This is a genomic window from Streptomyces finlayi (genome assembly GCF_014216315.1).
GTDB lineage: Bacteria > Actinomycetota > Actinomycetes > Streptomycetales > Streptomycetaceae > Streptomyces > Streptomyces finlayi_A.
Genome location: NZ_CP045702.1, coordinates 796182 through 816377, shown reverse-complemented (window position 1 = coordinate 816377; position 20196 = coordinate 796182). Strand labels below are relative to the sequence as shown.

The window sequence follows — 20196 nt, the reverse complement described above, 5'->3', positions numbered from 1 at the left end:
TCAGAGCCAGCCGTTGCGGCGGAAGCCGCGGTGGATGACGAAGCAGGCGGTGGCCATGAGGCCGACGACGAACGGATAGCCGTAGGTCCACCGCAGCTCCGGCATGTACGCGAAGTTCATGCCGTACACCCCGCAGACCATCGTGGGTACGGCGATGACTGCGGCCCACGCCGTGATCTTGCGCATGTCCTCGTTCTGGGCGACGGTCACCTGCGCCAGATGGGCCTGGAGCACCGAGTCGAGCAGCGCGTCGAAGGAGGCGATCTGGTCCGCCGTACGGGCCAGATGCTCCGCGACGTCGCGGAAGTACGGCTGGAACTCCGGGCCCACCGGCTTCATCGGCCGGTCCGCCAGGTTCTGGAGCGGTCGGTTCAGTGGCGCCACCGCCCGCTTGAACTCCATCAGCTCACGCTTCAGCTGGTAGATGCGCCCGGCGTCGCCCCGGCCCGCCTCCTCGCTGAAGACAGCCGTCTCCACCGCGTCGATGTCGTGCTGCACCGCGTCGGCGACCAGCAGGTAGTTGTCGACCACATGGTCGGCTATCGCGTGCAGCACGGCGGCGGGGCCCTTGGCCAACTGCTCCGGGTCCGCCTCCAGGGCCTCCCTGAGCGGTCCGAGCGAGCCATGGCTGCCGTGCCGCACCGTGATCACGAAGTCGGCACCCGTGAAGATCATGATCTCGCCGGTGTCCACCACCTCGCTGGTGGCGGTGAGTCGCTCGTGCTCGACGTAGCCGCAGGTCTTGAAGACGGCGAACAGCGTCTCCTCGTACCGCTCGACCTTCGGCCGCTGGTGGGCCGTCACCGCGTCCTCGACGGCGAGCGGGTGCAGGCCGAACAGCTCGGCCACCCAGGCGAATTCCTCAGCGGACGGCTCGTGCAGACCGAGCCAGACGAAACCCCGTCCGCCGCGACGGACCTGGCGCAGCGCCTTGTCCGCCGGGCAGGCGACCGGGTGCCGGACACCGTCCTCGTACAGCACGCAGTTGACCACCGCGCTGCCCAGCGGCGAGCGTGCGGGGTGGCTGAGGTCCACTCCGGGCCGACGGGTGCGGCGTACCACGTGGCGTAGTCTGCGGACGATCGGCACTGCGGGCTCCTTCACGCGCGGGGCCGTCAGTGTGCCATCCGGCCAGCCGGAGCGGCCGGGCCCGGGCCGTCGCCCGCACCGCTTACGCACCGCTTACGCACCGCTTACGCACCGCTTACGCACCGCTTACGCGGTGCCACCGGTTGACGCGCCTGGAGCCCTGGTTCGGCGCCGGAGGCCGGTGCGCCGCTCCTCACCGGGCACAGTGCGCCACGGGACGTCTCCCTGCGGAGCCGCGCGGCTCGCCCGGCGCAGGCGAAGGGTGTAGAAAGAAGGCATGGCCGGACGCTACGGCCGCCCGCGCTCGGTTCTCAGAATGCGTACCGTCGCCGGTCAGGTCTTTCTCCTGCAAGTGGCGATCGTGGTGCTGCTGGTCGCCGCCGCCGTGGCCGCGCTCGTGCTGCAGTCCCGGGCCGACTCCGACACGGAGGCCCGCAACCGGTCCGTCGCTGTGGCCGAGACCTTCGCCAACGCGCCGGGCACCGCGGAGGCGCTGAACAGCCCCGACCCGACCGCAGTGCTCCAGCCGGCCGCAGAGAGGGCCCGGGAACGCTCCGGGGTCGACTTCATCGTCGTACTGAACACCGATGCCATCCGCTACACCCACCCGCTGCCCGACCGCATCGGCAAGAAGTTCGTCGGCAACGTCGAGCCCGCCCTGCGGGGCGGCATCGTCGTCGAGCGCATCACCGGGACGATCGGACCACTCGTGCAGGCGGTGGTGCCGATCGTCGGCCCGGACGGCTCCGTCGTGGGACTGGTGTCCGCGGGGATCACCATCGATCGCGTGAGCGGCGTCGTGGAGGGCCAGTTCCCCCTGCTGTTCGGCTCCGCAGCCGGCGTCCTCGTCCTCGCCACGGGCGGCACCGCGCTCGTCAGCCGACGTCTGCGCCGTCAGACACACGGGCTCGGACCCACCGAGATGACCCGGATGTACGAGCATCATGACGCCGTCCTGCACGCGGTACGGGAGGGGGTGGTCATCGTCGGCGGAGACGGCCGGCTGCTGCTCGCCAACGACGAGGCGCGCAAGCTCCTCGGCCTGCCGCCCGACGTGGACGGGCGCACGGTCGCCGAACTGGGCCTCGACCCGGTCACCACGGAGCTGCTCGCCTCCGGCCGCACCGTGACCGACGTACTGCACCCGGTCGGCGACCGGCTGCTCGCCGTCAACCAGCGGTCGACGGACAGGAACGGCGGACCACCCGGCAGCGTGACGACCCTGCGGGACACCACCGAACTGCGCGCCCTGACCGGCCGGGCCGACGTGGCGCGGGGACGGCTGAACCTGCTCTACGAGGCCGGAGCGGAGATCGGCACCACCCTCGACGTGGTGCGCACCTGCGAGGAACTCGCGAACTTCGCCGCCGCCAGCTTCGCCGACCTCGCCACCGTCGACGTCGTCGAGGCCGTGCTCCAGGGGGAGGAGCCGGCCGCCATCCGCGGGGGAACAGAGATGCGGCGCACGGCCCTCAGCGCGGACCGGGAGAACATGGGCCTGCACCCTGTCGGCTCCACCATGCGCTTCGTCCCCACCACCCCCCTGGGGTCAGGGCTGGCCCGGGGAGAGGCCGTCCTCGAAACGGACCTGGCGGACTTCGCCGGGTGGCAGGAGCAGAACCCCGAACGGGCCCGCAGGCTCGTGGAGAACGGCGTCCACTCCAAGATCGCGGTACCGCTGCGCGCCCGCGGCGCCGTTCTGGGCGTGGCACTGTTCTGGCGCTCGGCCAACCCCGAACCCTTCGACGAGGACGACCTGTCCCTCGCCGAGGAACTGGTGGCCCGCGCCGCCGTCAGCATCGACAACGCCCGCCGCTACTCGCGCGAGCACACCATGGCGGTCACCCTGCAGCGCAGTCTGCTGCCGCACGGCCTCCCCGAACAGAACGCCCTCGACGTCGCCTACCGCTATCTGCCCGCGCACGCCGGACGCGGCGGCGTCGGCGGCGACTGGTTCGACATCATCCCGCTGCCCGGCGCCCGGGTCGCACTCGTGGTCGGCGACGTCGTGGGCCACGGACTCCACGCCGCCGCCAACATGGGACGGCTGCGCACAGCGGTCCACAACTTCTCCACCCTGGACCTCCCGCCCGGCGAGATCCTCTGGCACCTGGACGAACTGGTCGCCCGCATCGACCAGGACGAGGCGTTGGACCCGAGCGAGGCCGGGGTCACCGGAGCCACCTGCCTGTACGCGATCTACGATCCGGCCTCAGGACGCTGCTCCATGGCCAGGGCAGGCCATCTCCAGCCGGTGATCGTCCACCGGGACGGCACCGCCGAACTCGCCGACGTGCCCGGCGGTCCGCCGCTCGGGCTCGGCGGCCTGCCCTTCGAGACCCTCGACGTCGTACTCCCCGAGGGCAGCGAGCTGGTGCTCTACACGGACGGGCTCGTCGAGGACCGCCGCCGTGACATCGACGAAGGACTGGAACTGCTGCGCCGGACCCTCGCCGACCACGCGGACGACCTGCCGGAGGTCACCTGTTCGGCAGTCGTCCGCACACTGGTGAGCCATCCCGCCCGCGACGACATCGCCCTGCTCGTCGGCCGTACGCACCGGCTCGATCCGGCGGACGTGGCCGACTGGGACGTGCAGTCGGATCCGGCGGCGGTATCCCTCGTACGGGCCGACGTGTCCCGCAAGCTGGCCGAGTGGGGGCTGACCGAGGAATCCTTCACCACCGAGCTGATCCTCAGCGAACTGGTCACCAACGCGATTCGCCACGCGGTCGGCCCCATCCGCGTACGGCTGATCCGCGACCGTTCGCTGATCTGCGAGGTCTCCGACCACAGCAGCACCTCGCCGCATCTGCGGCAGGCGGCCACCACGGACGAGGGCGGCCGCGGCCTGTTCCTCGTCGCCCAGTTCGCCGACCGGTGGGGGACCCGCTACACCGGCGACGGCAAGGTCATCTGGACGGAACAGAGCCTGGCGGCGGCGCCTCCACCGCCGCATATCCGCCGGGGGGCGTGAGCCCGAGACCCCGCCGGGCGCACTACCCGGTTTCCTCGGTGGGCGCCGAGGGTTCCGGTGCGGAGAGTTCGGTGGTGCAGGTGCTGCGTCCGTAGGCTCCCGAGGCGGTGGAGCGCTGGACGTGTTTGCCGCGGACGGCGAGTGTGCAGCTGGCTTCGCCGCCCTTTTCGCCGAGGGTGATGCTGATGACGGGGGCGGTGCCGAGGGGCACGTCGACCGTCTTCTTCCAGGGGAGTTCGGCGTTCTTCACGGTGTCGGCGCGGTCGTCGTCGCCGTCTCCACGGTAGGTGATGTCCGCGGTGCCTTCGCCGAGTACTTCGTAGGTCACGGCGGCGGTGGGCACCGCGGATTCCTTGTCGGCCCGGTCGTCGCCGGTGTCGAGGATCCCGTAGGTGATGAGCGCGCCACAGGCGAGCAGCAGCGCGGCCGCGACGGCGATGCCGCGGCGGTCGGGGCTCCGGGACGGCTTTCCGGTGGCTTCCTGCCCGTCGGACGGGCAGGACTGTTCTGCCTGTTCTGCCTGATCTGCCTGTTCCGGTTCGTTTTGTTCCTGCGTTGTGGGCATGGCCGCGCTTTCGGTCGAAGCGAGTTCGCCCTGGGTTATACACCATCGGAATCCGTGTGTGCCAGGACAGGGAAGAAGCGGGCGAATATGGACACCACGATTCTCTTCCCGCTGTCCTTCGGCTCTCTCTGTAATGCTCGTCGAATTTCTCGCGAGGGAGCCGAATGCCCGAATTGTGAATTCCCTTGACCATGGTTCGAGCTGTCGGTTAAACAGTCCCGGACCTTGATCGATACGTGACCGGCGAGGCCGCTTTTCCCGTGCTCGGGAGGGTGGTCCGGTTGTCATGCCCGGATTCGAGGTGATCGGGGTCGGCATTCAGCGCGACCGGCAGGGGGGCCCTCGCCGGCGTGCCGATGAAGGGAATGGCGTTGAAAGTGAGATTCGGGCGGGCTGTGGCCTGTCTCGTGGTGTCGGCGGTCGCTTCCACTCTGTTGCCGCAGGTCGCTTATGCGGCCGATGTTTCGGATGATGGCGGCGAGGGAATTGCAGATGCTTTCACGGGCTGGTTCTCCGACGACGAGAGCGACAGGAACGCGTCCGCGGATGCATCGACCGGCGGGAGTCCCACGCTGCCGAGCCGGGAGAAGTTGCCGGCCGGGAAGGCGGCTCCGAAGGCGAAGCGTGTTGCTGAGCTGACGGGGCGGCGGACGGCGAACGAGCGGTTCTGGCGATTGTCGGACGGCCGGGTGCAGGCCGAGGTGTCGGTGACGCCGACGGGGTACCGGTCGGGGAAGTCGTTCAAGGACATCGATCCGACGGTCAGGCCCACCGGTGCCAAGGGTTTCGTGCTGGAGAACACGACGAACGCGGCGCGTAGCTGGTTCGGTACGGATGCGGGCCGGCTGCTGCGGTTCGAGGCCGGGGGTCACACGGTGACGCTGGGCCTGGAGGGTGCGGGAAAGCTCGCCCCGGTGGCCGAGGGCAGCACCGTGACGTACAAGAACGCGGTGGGTGGCGCGGATCTGTCGTATGTGGTGGGTGCGGGGCGGGTGAAGGAGAACATCGTCCTGCCCGAGCCGCCCACGGGTCCGGTGTCGTTCACGTTCACCCTGGACGCGGGTGGTCTGACGCCGAAGGCGGGCAAGGACGGCTCGGTCAAGCTGTACGGTGACGCTCCGAATCCGGTGCTGGTGATTCCTCCGGCGTTCATGACGGACGCGAAGAGGGACGTGAAGGCTGCCTATGGGACGGGTTACAGCCGGTCTGTCGAGCAGAAGCTCACCAAGTCCGGTAAGGGCTGGAAGCTGACGGTTGTTCCGGATGTGAAGTGGCTGGCCGCGAAGGAGCGGCAGTATCCGGTCACCATCGATCCGACGATCACGATCGCGCCGACGCCGTCCTCGGCGCAGGACGTGATGATCTCGTCGGACGGTCCGGCGTCGAACTACGACGACAACTGGCGTCTGTCGGTCGGTAACACGAGCACGGGTTCTTCGCGTGCGCTGATCCGTTTCCCGTTGGGTACGGTTCCGGCGGGGACGAAGCTGGATTCGGCGGATCTGAAGCTGTACTACGACCAGACGCATACCTCGGGTGACACCGAGGTGCAGCTGGAGGCGCACCGGGCCACGCAGCCGTGGACCGAGGCCGGTGCGACGTGGAACAACGCCAGCACCTACACGGGTGAGCTGTCGGGTACGTCGGTGCTGGTCGATGACGGTGACGCCGGGCGTACCGCGGCGGTGGGCGCCTGGCCCGCGTCGGGGAACACGGCGTACACCCAGTACGCGACGAACCTGGACTACCTGTACAACAAGGACAGTGTCGCGGGGGACTCCTACAGCTGGCAGCCGAGTCTGCCGGAGGACGGTGACTACCAGGTCGAGGCGCATTACGTTCCGGCTGTCGACCGTGCCACCAACGCCCCGTACACCGTGACCTACAGCGGTGGTTCCAAGACGTACGCGGTGAATCAGCAGGCCGGTACGGGTGGTGTGTGGAAGACGCTGGGGACGCACCCGTTCAAGGCGGGCACCCTGGGCAAGGTAGTCCTGGGTGACGGGCCCGCCTCCACCTCCACCACGGTCCTGGCGGATTCGGTGCGTTTCACCAAGGGGGGTGTGGTCACGAAGAAGCCCGGTGAGCTCAACACCTGGCACTCCTTCCCCGTGACGAAGACCGTGCAGTCGTGGATCGACGGTACGAACACGAACAACGGTTTCGTGATCAAGGCCGGTGACGAATCGGCGAACGGGCCCAAGGGCGGGCCGCGTTACGAGGGCAGTGAGTTCGGGTACGCGGGTGAGTACGCGAACTATCCCAAGCTGGTCCTGACCTACGGCCGCCAGGGCGTCGACCTGGCTGCCCCGACCACGATCCACGACACCGGAGCCGAACTCAACTGGTCCGCGTACACGGACCCGTCGGCGGTGAGCACGGATGACGACCTGGTGGAGTACCAGGTCCACCGCTCGATCAACCAGTCGTTCACCCCGTCGGCGGCGACGATGGTGTCCCCGGTCGCCCCGGGCACCACGTCGTTCACCGATACCACGGCTACTCCGACCAAGGCGGATGACGCGGACCCGTTCGGCCGCGCGTACTACTACATGGTCGCGGTGAAGACGAAGGACCGCCAGGTCCTGAGCGCCCAGACGCAGCTGGTCCGTCTTCCGAAGGCGGGCCGCACCACGAAGGTGCTGGAGGCATCCGCCGACACCACCCTGTCGTCCGCCGAGCCTTCCCTGCCCCATGACACCCTCACCGAGGGTGTTCCGCAGAACTGGATATCGGCCGGGAACAACTCCCTCACCTACGGTGACACCCGCGCCCTGCTGAAGTTCCCGGCCCTCGGCATCCCGGCCACGGCCCGTGTCCTGGACGCGACGGTACGGCTGTGGGGCACCCAGACCAGCCAGGACACCACCGGAGCGGTCTACGAACTGCGTCCGCTGACGCGGGACTTCGACGAGACCGCGACGTGGGTGAAGTCGAACGCGACCACCAGCTGGACCGCCCCCGGCGGTGACGTCGGCGCGGTCGTGTCCGACAACGGGTCCAAGACCAACGACCCGGCCCGCCACGACTGGAACGTCACCTCACTCGCCCAGTCCTGGGTGACCACCCCGACGTCCCAGAAGGGCGTCGCCATCAAGATGGCCGATGAGACCGCGAAGCAGGAACGCACCCTGTTCCTGTCCTCCGAAGGTGCCGAGCCCAAGCTCCACCCCAAGATCGTCGTCACGTACATCGACTCGACGACGGCCTCGACGTACTTCGCGCCGCAGACCCCGGCCCGGATGACGCCGAACACCACCTACACGGTCGATTTCACCCTGACGAACACCACCACGGCCACATGGAAGGCCACCGACCAGGTCCTCACCTACACGTGGGCCCTCCCGGACGGCACCGACGTGACCAACGGCGGCAACCAGATCCAGACCGCCCTGCCCCGTGATGTCGCACCGGGCGATTCGGTGAGCCTTCAGGCCCAGGTCAACACCCCGATCAACTCCGACTCGGGCAACAAGCGCACCTACTACGCGCTGACCTGGGACGTCTACAACAAGACGACCAGCACCTGGGTCTCCGGGACGGCCGGTATCGCCGGCCTGAAGCAGAACGTCGCCGTGGAGGACCCCACCTCCAACCAGCTCGGCCTGGAGAAGTTCTACTCCTACACCGGCAAGAACACCGGCGCCGGCTCCACGCTGATGAACAACCTGGCCTCCGGCAACGGAGTGTGGTCCTACAACGCCTTCACCAACCCCGGGCGTGGGCTGAACACCTTCTTCCGTATGGCCTACAACTCCCTGGACACCTCCGACACGGTCTCGGGGCACGGCTGGTCGATGCAGGCTGCCGGTCCGATCCGTCTCGGCGCGCCGCTGGACTTCCACCCCAACCCCAACCCGAGGGAAATCCGGCTCCCGGACGGCGACGGCACCACGCACGTCTTCGCCAAGCAGCCCGACGGCACCTGGAAGGCCCCGGCCGGTGTGCACTACAAACTGGCCGCCAAGCCCGACCTCGACTGCACCCCGCTGAAGGACCCGATCCCCGACGCCTGGACGATGACCCGTCCGGACGGCACGCGGTTCTTCTTCGGCTGCGACGGCTACATGACGTCGACCGTCGACAAGAACGGCAACACCCAGACGTACACATACGAGGAACGCAAGTCCAACAACAAGCCCACCAAGTTCCTCAAGTACATCACCGACCCGGTGGGCCGGCAGTCGCTGACGGTGAACTACTTCACCAAGGGTGACGCGTCGTACGAGTACGTCAATGACAGTGGCGTGGTCGCCACCGGTACGAACCTGACCAACTCGAAGATCTACGACCACATCAAGTCGGTCACCGACGTCTCCGGCCGTACGGTCTCATTCCGTTACACCGACAAGGGTCTCCTCGGGCAGATCACCGACGGTCTCGGTTCCGGCCAGCCCAAGGTATTCGCGTTCACCTACGACGCCACGCAGGGCACCAAGAACGTCAAGCTGGTGCGGGCGACCGACCCGCGCGGCAACGCGACCGACCTTGCGTATTACTTCCCCAGGGAGGGCGACGACCCGAAGTACCACTGGTGGACGCAGACGATCACCGACCGTCTGAACGGTGCCACCGGCTTCACGTACACCCCGGACGCCACGAACACGAAGTTCACCGCCACCGCGGTCAAGGACGCCGAGGCGCACGTCACCGACTACGTGACGGACGATTTCGGCCGTGCGGTACGGACCACCAACGCCAAGTCGCAGACCACCAGAATGGCGTGGGACGCGGACAACAACGTCACCTATCTGGAAGAGGCCAACGGCGCCAGGACCGCCTACTGCTACGACCAGAAGACCGGCTATCCGCTGTGGCAACGTGACCCGGAGAACAACAAGGCCGGGGTGCCGAGCGCCGCGGAGTGCGCTCCGGACGTGTACCCGGCGAATTCCGCCAAGTTCGCATACCAGCCGCGTCCGGACGGATACGCGGCGGACCTGTCGCGCAGGACGTCCCCGCTGGGCCACGCCTGGCAGTTCGTATACGACGTCTACGGAAACCTCAAGACAGTCAGCGACCCCAAGGGCACCGAGACGGTCACGACTGGTGACTACACCACGTCGTACGCGTACGACGTCCACGGCCAGATGACCGCGGCGACGGACGCCAACGGCAATCCGACGACGAACAGCGAGTTCGGGCCGGCCGGGTTCCCGGCGAAGATCACCGACGCCCTGGGCAAGTCGACGGACTTCGTGTACGACGCGCGGGGCCAGGTCACCCAGGTCACGGACGCGCTGGGCAAGAAGACCACGCAGACGTACGACACGTACGGCCGTCCGCTGGTCAGCACCGTGCCGAAGGACCAGGACGCGGGAGCCCTGATCACGACGCCGGCGCCGGTCTACGACGCGAACGACAACGTGACGACATCCACCCAGCCGAACGGCGCGGTCTCCACCGCCACGTACGACCCGGCGGACCAGATCGTCGCGGCGACGACACCGGCCAACAACAACACCGTCCCGCGGAAGTCGACCTACACGTACGACAAGGTCGGCAACCTCAAGACGACCACCGAGCCCAAGGGCAACGTGACCGGCGCGGTGGCGGGTTCCTTCACCACCACCAACGTCTATGACGTGATCTACCAGACTACCGACGTCGTGAACTCCGCGCAGGACAAGATCTCCTACACCTACGACAACGTCGGCAACGTCACCAAGGTCGTCGACCCGAAGAAGAACGCCACGGCCGACCCGGACGACTACACCTCCAAGACCGCCTACGACCTGAACCACCGGGCCACGACGGCCACGGACGCGGCGGGCAGGACCACCTCCACGAAGTACGACCTCGACTCCCGGATCATCGAGGCCACCGATCAGGAAGGCGCCACCACCAAGGTCACCTACGACGCGCGGGGCAAGCGGACCCAGGTCCAGACCCCGCACGGAGGCACGGCAGCCGCGCCGACGTACCGGACCTCGAAGTTCGAGTACGACCAGGTCGGCAACGCCACCAAGGTGATCACTCCGCGCGGTGTGGCCACGGCCGCCGAGGACGACTTCACCGCACGGACCGAGTACGACGTGATGAACCGTCCGGTCAAGCAGTTCCAGCCGTACGACCCCGCCGACACCCGCTACAACAAGGCGGACGTCTACACGCAGACCGCGTACGACGCCGTGGGCCGGGTGGCGAAGACCTCGCTGCCTCCGTCGGCGGGCCAGACCGTCCGCAACGACACCACGTACGAGTACTTCGACAACGGTCTCGCACGGAAGTCCACGGACCCTTGGGACATCGCGACGACGTACGACTACACCGAGCTCGGGCAGCAGAAGGCCAGGACGCTCACCTCGGCCGGCGGGTCATCCGACCGCACGATGTCGTGGGCGTACTACCCGGACGGGTCACTGAAGGCCAAGTCGGACGACGGCGTGCCGGTAGGTAAGTCGGTGATCCTGGCCGACAACTCCGACGACCAGAACACCTCGGCCGTGGGCACGTGGGCGAAGGCCAGCGCGACCGGTCAGCAGGGCTACGACCACCGGACGCACGCGGCCGGTGCGGGTACCGACTCGTTCAACTGGACGCTCAACGTTCCCAAGGACGGCACGTACACGGCGTACGTGAAGTACCCGCAGGTCACAGGTGCGGCGACGACGGCGAAGTACACCCTCACCCAGGGCAGCAACGTCCAGCCGCCGGTCACCAAGGACCAGAACCTGGCCCCGGGGACGTGGGTGAGCCTCGGCGCGTACACCCTGAAGCAGGGCAACGACGCCAAGCTGAAACTGGAACAGAACAGCGGCGGCACCGTGGTCGCGGACGCGGTCAAACTGGTGCGTGACACCAGCGGCGACACGGACGCGGAGAAGCGGAACTTCACCTACGTCTACGACGTCAACGGCAATCTGACGTCGATCGACGACACCTCGTCCGGCGCGAAGGTCGACGCCTACACCCTCACGTACACGGGCCTCAACCAGGTCCAGAAGTCCACGGAGGCGCTGGCGGGCCAGGAGACGAAGGCGACGTCGTACACCTACGATGCCAACGGGCAGCCGGAGACGGTCACCCATCCCGACCAGTTCTCCACCTACACCTACGATCTGCGCCAGCTGGTCAAGACGGTGTCGGTCGGCAAGACGGCGACGGACACGGCGCCGAAGGTGTCGTCGTACACCTACACCGACCGCGGAGTGAAGCTCCGGGAGACCAAGGCCAACAAGAACACCGTCGACTACACCTACTTCCTCGACGGACCGGTCAAGTCGACGGTGGAGAAGAAGGCCAACGGAACCCTTGTCTCCTCGCACACCTACGCCTACGACGCGAACGGCAGCAAGACGCAGGACGTCGCGAAGAAGATGAACGCCGACAACCACGCGGCGTACCTCGAATCCACCACGGCGTACACCTACGACCCGGCCGACCGGCTCGCCTCGTCGGTCAAGACCGGTAACGGTGCCGGGACGGAGACGTACGTCCACGACGACAACGCCAACGTCATCAGCCAGAGCGTCAAGGGCACGCCGACGACGTTCACCTACGACCGCAACCGGCTGCTGACGTCCTCGACGTCCGGAGTCAGCGGCAGTTACACCTATGACCCCTTCGGCCGCCAGGAGTCGATCACCTCGGGCGGTCAGGTCGTCTCGCGGAGCGTGTACGACGGATTCGACCACGTCGTGGAGTCGCAGAAGATGGACGACACGGGCGTGCTCAAGTCGACGAAGTACACCTTCGACCCGCTGGACCGCACCGCGTCGAAGACCGCCGACGGCAAGACCACCGACTTCACCTACCTCGGCATGTCCGAAGAGGTTCTGGGTGAAGAGGTCGCCGGTGAAATGACCAAGTCCTACCAGTACAGCCCGTGGGGCGAACGCCTCTCCCAGGTCAAGCAGAACGCGGACGGTACGACGGAGGACGGGTACTACGGCTACAACAGCCACACCGACGTCGAAACCCTGACCGGCGCCACCGGCGACACCGAGTCCACCTACGGCTACACGGCCTACGGCGCGAACGACACATCGGAGTTCACCGGTATCGACAAGCCCGATGCCGCAGACCCGACCAAGGAGGAGCACAACCCCTACCGCTACAACGCCAAGCGGTGGGACGCCTCGTCGGGAACGTACGACATGGGTTTCCGCGCGTACGACCCGGGCCTCAACCGCTTCACCAGCCGGGACATGTTCAACGGCGCCCTCGCGGACATGGGCCTCGGTATGGACCCGTTCACCAACAACCGCTACGCCTTCACCGGAGGCAACCCCGTCAGCCGTATCGAACTCGACGGGCACCAGCTTGAGGAGTGCGCCTCCGGCATGTACACATGCGAAGGCGGCACGAAGGTCACCGGCTACGGAAACAACTACGAGAACATCGTGCGCGACAGCGGTGGCACCGTCTCCCCGGACTACTACGAGTCCAACGGGAAGCCGGTCCCGCCGGCCTCGGACTACCGGGCCTACGACACGGACGAAGCCAACTCCACGGACCGCAAGACGTGGTGGAAGGTCAACACCCTCGTCATGTCGGGTCTCGCGCACAAGGGATTCGGGAACGCGTACAACCTGCTCATGCACTACATGCAGAACTCGGGCGAGGACTACCACGTGGACCCCGCGCAAATGCTCCAGGACCTCCCCGGATTCCGTGAGCACCTGGGGAAGACGCTGAAGGAATACAAGGGAGACAGTTCCTTCGACAGTGGGTGGGTATCGACCCGCACCGACGAGAAGGACAGCCTCGACTGGTACTACGCGCTGAACGGATTCCAGTACCGCGTCGAAGGGCGCGAGACCGTGAATGGAAACGGTGACGTCGTCATGGTCGCGCAGCTTTCGGTGTACAAGCGCTACAACTGGGGCAACGGCACCGAATCCGTCCCGAGGAAGGATGTGCACGCCGGGCCTGTCTCCTTGAAGCAGTACGATATGGCCCACCTCCATGTGGTCGGCATGGCCCAGGAGTATGACGTGAAGGGCACCACGGCCTTCACCATCGGAGGGTGGTAGCCATGGGGAGAGCGAATTCCGCTGTCGGCGTGCTGCTCGTGGCGGTCCTCCTCGCGGGGGTGAGCGGGTGCGGACAGGAGAGCGGCGTGAACGGAGCCGTCACGAGCTCCGGTACGGACCCGAAGCAGACGGTCTCCGACGAGCAGGGGCGACTGACATCCGGCGCCCCGTCGGCCAAGGTCCTGGACCTGCACCGGCTGAACGTTCCGCCAGGTGCGCAGGACGTGTACTCCCTCATCAGCGACGGATGGTCCTCGTACAGCCTCTGCCTCACGTTCCGGTTGCCGAAGACGGACATGGAGATGTTCCTGGACGGCATCGGTGTTCCGCGCAGTGAGATGCGCAAGGGCTTCTACGTCGAGGACGCCGACGAGGCCGGCTGGTCGAGCAGACCGGGGCGGACCTACCTCGAGGGCTCTTCGGACGGAACCAGTGAACCGGGCCCGTCGCCCACGTATACGGTCTCGGTGGACGTGACCAACGACAGCGCCTACACGGTGTACCTTCGCTCGGTCGTCGTCCCTTCCTGAACCGACGGGACTGACGAACCGATGAGACGGCACAGCGGCAGATGAACAGAATGGGCCCCACCGGTTCGGCGAATCCGACCGGCGGGGCCCATTCTGGTTGCGACAACTGTGCGACGAAGGGAAGTCATGCTGTCCGCACCGCTCGTGGTGGAAGGGGCCTGCTGTGACTCACGACTGCCTGTCTCGTCGTGGGTGCCGGGGCAGCCGGCGTGCTGGCCGGTCACAGCGTCCCGGGCACCGGCGGCGGGGCTGTCGGGGCACTGGCCTGTGCCACGTGTCCGCGCGACGGCGGAGCGGGGCCGGAAACATAGATGGCCGACGGGAACATGAGAGGAGAGCCGTGAGAAGCAGTTTCGCGTTCCGTCGGTGGTCGGCGCCCCTGGGCGGCCTGGCGGCCGAACTGGACGCCGAGCTCCGGCCGGTCGATGTCCGGCCGGAGCACAGCACCACGGTGCACCGAGGTATCTGGCTCACGCTGCCGCCCGCCGGGATCTTCTGGAAGGATCTCGTCTGGCTGGCCTTCGGCGCTTCGCTGATGCGACGGCAGCTGACCGAGGCGTACCCGGACGGTGTCCAGATTCAGGTGCACGCTCTCGTATATCCCGTGGCCGACTACCGGCCCGAGGTCGCCGCGGTGTGCATGGCGGGCTGGCTCGGTGAGCGGCTCGGCGCGGCGGACCCGGGCATCACGGTCAGGGCTGACCGGGAAAGAGGTGCGTACGTCTTCGCATGGGGCGACCGGGTAGGAGACCCGTTCGCGGAGTGACCGCCACACCTGTGCCGCGGCGCCTGGCCGGCCGAGCTCTCCCCGGCGGTGAAGACGACCCGCTTCACAGGACTGGACCATTAAACCTTCCAGTGGTTCTGGCCCGCTCGCGTGGCGACGCGTAACGTGACGCCGATGAAGATCCTCATCAGCGCGGACATGGAGGGCGCCACGGGAGTGACGTGGCCCGCCGATGTGCTGCCCGGAACTCCGCAGTGGGAGCGGTGCCGCTCCATGTTCACCTCCGACGTGAACGCCGCGGCCCTCGGTTTCTACGACGGAGGAGCCGACGAGGTGCTCGTCAACGAAGCCCACTGGAGCATGCGCAACCTGCTCCTGGAAAGGCTCGACGAGCGGGTCCAGATGCTCACCGGCAAGCACAAGTCCCTCTCGATGGTCGAGGGCATCCAGCACGGTGACGTCGACGCCGTCGCGTTCGTCGGCTATCACACCGGGGCCGGTACGGAAGGTGTGCTCGCCCACACCTATCTGGCCAACTCCATCACCGGAGTCTGGCTCAACGGCGTGCGCGCGAGCGAGGGACTGCTCAACGCGCACGTCGCCGCCGAGTACGGAGTCCCGGTCGTCCTGGTCACCGGGGACGACCTGACCTGCGTGGACGCCGACGGATACGCGCCCGACGCCCGTAAGGTCGCGGTGAAGGACCACGTGTCGCGGTACGCGGCGGTGTGCCGCACCCCCACCCGGACCGCCGCGGACATCAGGGCCGCGGCCGCGGACGCCACCGCGCTGGCCGTCCGGCGGTCACCGGTCACCGGCGGCGGCTATACGGTGGAGCTGGAGTTCGATGCCGAGCATCTGGCCGCTGCCGCCACCGTCGTACCCGGCGTGGCGCCCACCGGTGAACGGCGTGTCGCCTACACGAGCGGCACGATGTACGAAGGTATTCGCACGTTCAAGGCGGTGACGACCATCGTGTCGTCCGCCGTGGAGGAACAATATGGCTGAGGCGACCAGCCCGCTCGGTCCGGTGGACGAGCAGGCACTAGACGAATCGGTGACGTTCACCTCCGAACTGATCCGGATCGACACCACCAACCGGGGCGGCGGCGACTGCCGGGAGCGCCCGGCAGCCGAGTACGTGGCCGAACGGCTGGCCGCCGCCGGACTGGAACCGGCCCTCCTGGAGCGCACGCCAGGACGTACCAACGTCGTCGCCCGCATCGAGGGCACGGACCGCTCCGCCGACGCCCTCCTCGTACACGGGCATCTGGACGTCGTCCCGGCCGAGAGCGCCGACTGGACCGTGCACCCGTTCTCCGGGGAGGTCCGCGACGGCGTCGTCTGGGGCCGCGGGGCCGTCGACATGAAGAACATGGACGCGATGGTCCTCTCCGTCGTACGCGCCTGGGCGCGCGCCGGAGTCCGCCCCCGCCGCGACATCGTCATCGCGTACACCGCCGACGAGGAGGCCAGTGCAGAGGACGGCTCGGGCTTCCTCGTCGACCGCCACGCCGGCCTCTTCGACGGCTGCACCGAAGGCATCAGCGAGTCCGGGGCCTTCACCTTCCACGCGGGCGAGGGCATGTCCCTCTACCCGATCGCCGCCGGTGAACGCGGCACCGGCTGGCTCAAGCTGACCGCCGAGGGCAAGGCCGGGCACGGCTCCAAGGTCAACCGGGCCAACGCCGTCACCACCCTGGCCTCGGCCGTCGCCCGGATCGGCGCGCACCCCTGGCCGGTACGGCTCACCCCGACAGTCCGGGCCGCTCTCACCGAGATCGCCGCACTGCACGGCATCCCCGTCGACACCGAGGCCCCCGGGTTCGACGTCGACGAACTGCTGGGCAAGCTGGGACCGGCTGCCGCACTCGTCGAACCCACCGTCCGCAACAGCAGCAATCCGACGATGCTGGACGCCGGATACAAGGTCAACGTGATCCCTGGCCGTGCCACCGCCTTCATCGACGGCCGCATGCTGCCCGGTGGTGAGGACGAGTTCCACGAGACCCTGGACCGGCTGACCGGACCCGGCGTCTCCTGGGAGTTCCACCACCGCGAGGTCGCGCTCCAGGCCCCCGTCGACTCACCCACGTACGCGAGACTGCGCGCCGCCGTCGAGCGTTTCGACCCGGACGGCCACGTCGTGCCCTACTGCATGTCCGGCGGCACGGACGCCAAGCAGTTCTCCCGGCTCGGCATCACCGGCTACGGCTTCTCGCCACTGAAGCTGCCCGTCGGCTTCGACTACCAGGCCATGTTCCACGGCGTCGACGAGCGGGTCCCCGTCGACGCCCTGCACTTCGGCGTCCGCGTCCTCGACCACTATCTGCGCACCGCCTGACCGATACGGGGGAATCACATGGCCACAGCGCCCTACGGAAGCTGGCCGTCGCCGATCGACGCGGCACTCGCCGCCTCGCACGACGGCCGGCCCGAGTACGTCGACGCCATCGGCGACGAAGTGTGGTGGACCGAGCCGCGCCCGGCCGAAGGGGGCCGCCGCGCCCTCGTACGCCGCCGCGCGGACGGCACCACCGCGTCGGCGCTGCCCGCACCCTGGAACGCCCGCAGCCGGGTCATCGAGTACGGCGGGCAGCCCTGGGCCGGGGCCGAGCGTTCCGAGGGCGGACCGCTGATCGTCTTCGTCCACTTCGACGACCAGCGGCTGTACGCGTACGAACCGGACGGCCCCCGCGACCCGTGGCCGCTCACCCCCGTGTCCGCCGTCGGTGACGGGCTGCGCTGGGCCGACCCGCAGCTCCGCCCGGTCCGTACGGAGAGCGGTGCGCAGGGCGAGGTCTTGTGCGTCATGGAGGAGTTCACCGGCGAGGCGCCGACCGACGTCCGCCGGGTGATCGTGGCCGTGCCGCTGGACGGCTCGGCCGCCGAGGACCGCGGAGCCGTACGGGAGCTCTCCGACGACCGGCACCGGTTCGTCACCGGACCGAAGATCTCGCACGACGGACGGCGGGCCGCCTGGATCGCCTGGGACCACCCTCAGATGCCCTGGGACAGGACCGTGGTGATGGTCGCGGACATCACCGAGGCGGACACCTTCACCGGCGTCCACCCGCTCGTCGGCGACACCGACGAGTCCGTCTGCCAGGTCGAATGGGACCACGACGGCTCCCTGGTCTTCGTCTCCGACGTCAGTGGCTGGTGGGAACTCCAGCGCATCCGCCCCGACGCCCCGGCGGGCTCCGTCGTACCGAGCAGCGGGATCTGCGGCGGCCGGAGCGAGGAGTTCGGCGGCCCCCTGTGGCGGATCGGGCTGCGCTGGTTCCGTGTTCTGGACAACGGACTGATCGCCGTCATCCACGGCACGGGCACCACCCGGCTCGGCGTACTCGATCCGGAGACTGGCGAACTCGCCGACGTGGCGGGTCCCTGGACCGCCTGGGCCGGAACGCTCGCCGTGCGGGGAACCAGGGTCATCGGTGTCGCCGCGAGCACGCACACCACCTACGAGGTGGTCGAACTGGACACCTCCGACGGGCACACCCGGATCATCGGCGCGCACCACCAGGACGCCGTGGACCCCGCGTACTACTCCCAGCCGCGGGAACGCACCTTCACCGGACCCGGCGGCCGTGAGATCCACGCCCACGTCCACCCGCCGCACCACCCCGACCACATCGGCCCCGAGGGCGAGAAGGCCCCCTATGTGATCTGGGCGCACGGTGGCCCCACCGGGCAGTCCCCGCTCGTGCTCGACCTGGAGATCGCCTACTTCACCTCCCGCGGCATCGGCGTCGCCGAGGTCAACTACGGCGGTTCCACCGGTTACGGCCGCGCCTACCGCGAACGGCTCCGCGAACAGTGGGGTGTCGTGGACGTCGAGGACTGCGCCGCCGTCGCCGAGGCACTGGCCGCCGAAGGGGCGGCCGACCCCGACCGGCTGGCCGTACGCGGCGGCAGCGCCGGCGGCTGGACGGCGGCCGCGTCGCTGACCGGTACCGACGTCTACGCCTGCGGGACGATCCAGTACCCGATCCTCGATCTCGCGGGCTGGGCCACCGGCGAGACCCACGACTTCGAGTCGCAGTACCTGGAGTCGCTCGTCGGGCCGTTCGCCGAGGTGCCGGAGCGCTACGACGAGCGGTCACCGATGCACCGCACCGAAGGGCTCACCGTTCCGTTCCTGCTGCTCCAGGGGCTCGACGACGTGATCTGCCCGCCCGTGCAGTGCGAACGGTTCCTGGCCCGACTGGCCGGCCGGGCCGTCCCGCACGCGTACCTCGCCTTCGAGGGGGAGAGCCACGGGTTCCGGCGCGCGGACACCCTGATCCGGGCGCTGGAGGCCGAACTGTCCCTGTACGCCCAGACGTTCGGCATCGACCTCCCCGACGTACCGCGACTGGAGCTGACCAAGTGACGCTCAAGCCCCTCACCCGGCCCGCCCGCCTCCGGCCGGGTGCCAGGGTCGCCGTCGTCGCCCCCAGCGGACCCGTACCCGCCGAGCGGCTCGACGCCGGGCTCGACCTGCTGCGCGGCTGGGATCTGGACCCCGTGGTGGCCCCCCATGTCCTGGACGGGCACCCGGCGTTGGGCTACCTGGCGGGATCGGACGAGGGCCGCGCCCGGGACCTCCAGGACGCCTGGTGCGACCCCTCCGTGGACGCCGTGCTGTGCGCCCGCGGCGGATACGGAGCCCACCGCATGGTCGACCTCCTGGACTGGACGGCCATGCGGGCGGCCGGGCCCAAGGTGTTCGTCGGCTACAGCGACATCACGGCGCTCCACGAGGCGTTCGCGGTACGGACGGGGATCTCCACCCTGCACGGACCGATGGTCGCCACCGAGCCCTTCCTCAAGGACAGCGCGACCCAGGAGTCCCTGCGCGCCACCCTCTTCGAGCCGGAGTCGGTCCGCACGCTCGGTCTGGAGTCCGCGACCGCACTGGTCCCGGGCCGCTCCCGCGGCATCACCTACGGCGGCTGCGTCAGCCTGCTCGCCGCGGACATCGGCGCCGCGCACGCCCGCAGGTCGGCCCGGGGCGGGCTGCTGATCATGGAGGACGTGGGCGAGGACCCGTACAGGATCGACCGCATCCTCACCCAACTGCTGCGCGCCGGCGCCCTCGACGGGATCTCCGGGGTGGCGTGCGGCTCCTGGGTGGACTGCGGTCCTTACGAGGGGGTGCGGGCCGTGCTCGTGGACCGGCTCGGTGGTCTGGGCGTCCCGGTGGTCGAGGAGCTGGGCTTCGGACACAGCCCGACGGCGCTGACGATTCCGCTCGGTGTGCCCGCCGTGCTGGACGCACCGGAGGACGGCGGCCGGTGCACGCTCACCGCGGACCTGCCGGCGCTCGCCTGAATTCCTCGGAA

The 20196-nt window shown here is 68.5% G+C and carries 10 protein-coding genes; 8 read left to right on the top strand and 2 right to left on the bottom strand.

All coding sequences use genetic code 11. The features are described 5' to 3' along the window. Positions 1–1089 (bottom strand): magnesium and cobalt transport protein CorA, encoded by a 1089-nt coding sequence (locus F0344_RS03800; protein ID WP_185302501.1) that lies wholly within the window; start codon positions 1087–1089, stop codon positions 1–3. A gap of 277 nt (positions 1090–1366) precedes the next feature. On the opposite strand from F0344_RS03800, the gene F0344_RS03795 reads away from it, so the two are divergent. Beyond that, positions 1367–4066, top strand: a complete 2700-nt coding sequence (locus F0344_RS03795; protein ID WP_185297408.1) for a SpoIIE family protein phosphatase/ATP-binding protein — start codon at positions 1367–1369, stop codon at positions 4064–4066. 22 nt (positions 4067–4088) lie between these two features. Here the strand turns inward: F0344_RS03795 and F0344_RS03790 are convergent, their stop codons facing one another. Continuing rightward, entirely contained in the window at positions 4089–4631 is a 543-nt protein-coding gene (locus F0344_RS03790) for an MmpS family transport accessory protein (RefSeq protein ID WP_258049648.1), read from the bottom strand. Positions 4632–4996: 365 nt separating this feature from the next. Between F0344_RS03790 and F0344_RS03785 the strand changes: the two genes are divergently transcribed. The 7 genes from F0344_RS03785 (at position 4997) to F0344_RS03755 (ending at position 20185) form a co-directional block, all read left to right on the top strand. Further along, a complete protein-coding gene (locus F0344_RS03785) occupies positions 4997–13609 on the top strand; it encodes a golvesin C-terminal-like domain-containing protein (protein ID WP_258049647.1) in 8613 nt (2870 codons plus the stop codon). A gap of 2 nt (positions 13610–13611) precedes the next feature. Next, positions 13612–14139 (top strand): hypothetical protein, encoded by a 528-nt coding sequence (locus F0344_RS03780; RefSeq protein WP_185297407.1) that lies wholly within the window; start codon positions 13612–13614, stop codon positions 14137–14139. A gap of 340 nt (positions 14140–14479) precedes the next feature. Then, on the top strand, positions 14480–14905 hold the full coding sequence (locus F0344_RS03775) for a hypothetical protein (protein ID WP_185297406.1): 426 nt from the start codon (positions 14480–14482) through the stop codon (positions 14903–14905). Between the two features lie 135 nt (positions 14906–15040). Beyond that, a complete protein-coding gene (locus F0344_RS03770; RefSeq protein ID WP_185297405.1) occupies positions 15041–15874 on the top strand; it encodes a M55 family metallopeptidase in 834 nt (277 codons plus the stop codon). After that, complete coding sequence (locus tag F0344_RS03765) at positions 15867–17210, top strand: M20/M25/M40 family metallo-hydrolase (RefSeq protein WP_185297404.1); 1344 nt, start codon at positions 15867–15869, stop codon at positions 17208–17210. The genes F0344_RS03770 and F0344_RS03765 overlap by 8 nt, the downstream gene beginning before the upstream one ends. 18 nt (positions 17211–17228) lie before the next feature. Next, the gene (locus F0344_RS03760) at positions 17229–19244 is read left to right on the top strand and encodes a prolyl oligopeptidase family serine peptidase (RefSeq protein ID WP_185297403.1); all 2016 of its coding nucleotides are present in this window, start codon (positions 17229–17231) and stop codon (positions 19242–19244) included. Further along, entirely contained in the window at positions 19241–20185 is a 945-nt protein-coding gene (locus F0344_RS03755) for a S66 peptidase family protein (protein WP_185297402.1), read from the top strand. Before F0344_RS03760 ends, F0344_RS03755 begins: the two co-directional genes overlap by 4 nt. The last annotated feature ends 11 nt before the right edge of the window (positions 20186–20196 follow it).